The 1779-nt window shown below is 68.5% G+C and carries 1 protein-coding gene and 1 pseudogene; one reads left to right on the top strand and one right to left on the bottom strand.

The features are described 5' to 3' along the window. Positions 1 to 210: 210 nt before the first annotated feature. The gene (locus ACFV0G_RS38975; RefSeq protein ID WP_380558535.1) at positions 211 to 1185 is read right to left on the bottom strand and encodes an ABC transporter substrate-binding protein; all 975 of its coding nucleotides are present in this window, start codon (positions 1183 to 1185) and stop codon (positions 211 to 213) included. A gap of 258 nt (positions 1186 to 1443) precedes the next feature. Between ACFV0G_RS38975 and ACFV0G_RS38970 the strand changes: the two are divergent. Continuing rightward, a pseudogene (locus ACFV0G_RS38970) lies at positions 1444 to 1779 on the top strand (hypothetical protein); the annotation flags it as partial.

Raw genomic sequence — 1779 nt, 5'->3', positions numbered from 1 at the left:
CTCACCGACACACCCACCACCCCCCCGCCCCCACATCACCGCGGGGGGGGGGGGGGGCGCCGGGGGCGGGCCCCCCCCCCCCCCCGCTGGAGGCGTGCGAGGCGAGAAGCAGGGTTCAGGCCCGGAGTGTCAGCTGCGCCCCTCCTGGCGTCGATCGTGCGGCTCGAATCATGCGCGCCCTGCCAGGCCGGTGCGGCGCGTGCTCCCGGGTCAGTCCAGGGCGCCGTTGATGGTCGCCCGGGGAATGGCGATGTTCGGCACGTGATAGGCCTCGAGGATCTTCTTGTAGGAGCCGTCGTCCATGAGGGACTGCAGGGCGGCCTGGATTGCCTCCTTCAGGCCGGGGATCGACTTCGAGACACCGATGCCGATGGGCGAGGCGCTGGTCGGGCCGACGGCCTCCTTGCCGGAGACGGTGTCGAAGGCGGTGCCGTTGTCGGCGGTGTCGGCGACGTAGGCGGCGGTGACTTCGTCAAGGAAGTCGGCCGACACCTTGCCCGAGCGAAGGGCGAGCTGCGCCTCGGAGTCCTTCGGGAAGGCCAGCACGGTGATGGCGGGCTTGCCCTGCTGCTTGCACAGCTCCTGGCGCTGCTCGAGGATCTTCTGGTGGTTGGTTCCGGTCTGGACCGAGACGCTCTTGCCGCAGACGTCGGTGACGACCTTGATGTTGTCCGGGTTGCCCTTCTTCACCAGCCAGCCCGGGCCGGCGTTGATGTAGTCGACGAAGTCGACCGCCTGCTGACGCTCCTTCTTGTCGGTCATGGCGGACACCACGGCGTCGAACTTGCCGGCCTGGACCGCCGGGAGCAGGCCGTCGAACTTCTGTCCTGCGAACTCGAACTTGATGCCCAGTCGCGCGCCGATGGCCTGGCCGAGGTCGTAGTCGAGGCCGGTGATCTCCTTGCTGCCCTCGGAGACGTACATCTCGAACGGGGGGTAGGGCACGTCGGTTGCGACCCGGACCTTGCCTGCCTTGCGGATCGCCTGGGGGAGGCGGTCGGCGAGCGTGCTGTCGGAGGAGATGGTGATGCCCTTGACCGTTGCCGACGTGGGGGCGGAGGGCGGCGCGTCTGCGGACCGCTTGTCGGCGGAGCTGGAGCAGGCGGCGAGGGCCAGGGTGCAGGCCGCTGCCAGCGCAACGGCGGAGATTCCGCGCGAGGACATGGAGGTGCGGGGGTTCTTCATGGTGGGGGAGTCCTTGAGGTCGAGGCCGTGGGTGTGCCAGTGACGCGAACAGAAGTTACAACCGGCCGGTCCCAAGCGGGAATGTATCGCGTGTTACGTTCTTGCAACGCTCTCCGACCCTGAGTGCCGGTCGTTGCGGCACCGAGTCCCGGGATGGAATAAATATTACAGAATAGCTATCTATGGTGACGTATGTAACCTAAGCTGCGATTCCCGCCCTCGCCCGCCCTCGCCCTCAGGGCCGACCCAGGAACCGCCATGACAGACACCACCAGCGCGTCCACGTCCCGCACATCTGTTGCACCCACCGGCCGCACCGAGCACGACCTGCTCGGCGAACGCGAGCTGCCCCATGACGCCTACATCGGGATCCACACGCTCCGGGCCACGGAGAACTTTCCCCTCACCGGCATCCCTGTCTCAGCCCACCCGCGGCTGGTCACCGCGTTGGCCGCAGTGAAGCAAGCGGCCGCGCTTGCCAACAGCGAACTTGGCCTGCTGGACGCCGAGCGCGCGCTCGCCATCGTCGGCGCCAGCGGGGACATCCGCGCCCGCGCCCAGCCCCAGCACGTCGTCGTCGCCGACCGGCAGGGG

Source organism: Kitasatospora sp. NPDC059571, assembly GCF_042735675.1.
Taxonomy (GTDB): Bacteria; Actinomycetota; Actinomycetes; order Streptomycetales; family Streptomycetaceae; genus Kitasatospora.
This window is presented reverse-complemented; position numbering and strand designations above follow the sequence as displayed.

Bases quoted from the DNA above. Each gene is read 5' to 3' on its own strand.
- ACFV0G_RS38975 (WP_380558535.1), bottom strand. From the start codon at position 1,185: ATGAAGAACCCCCGCACCTCCATGTCCTCGCGCGGAATCTCCGCCGTT.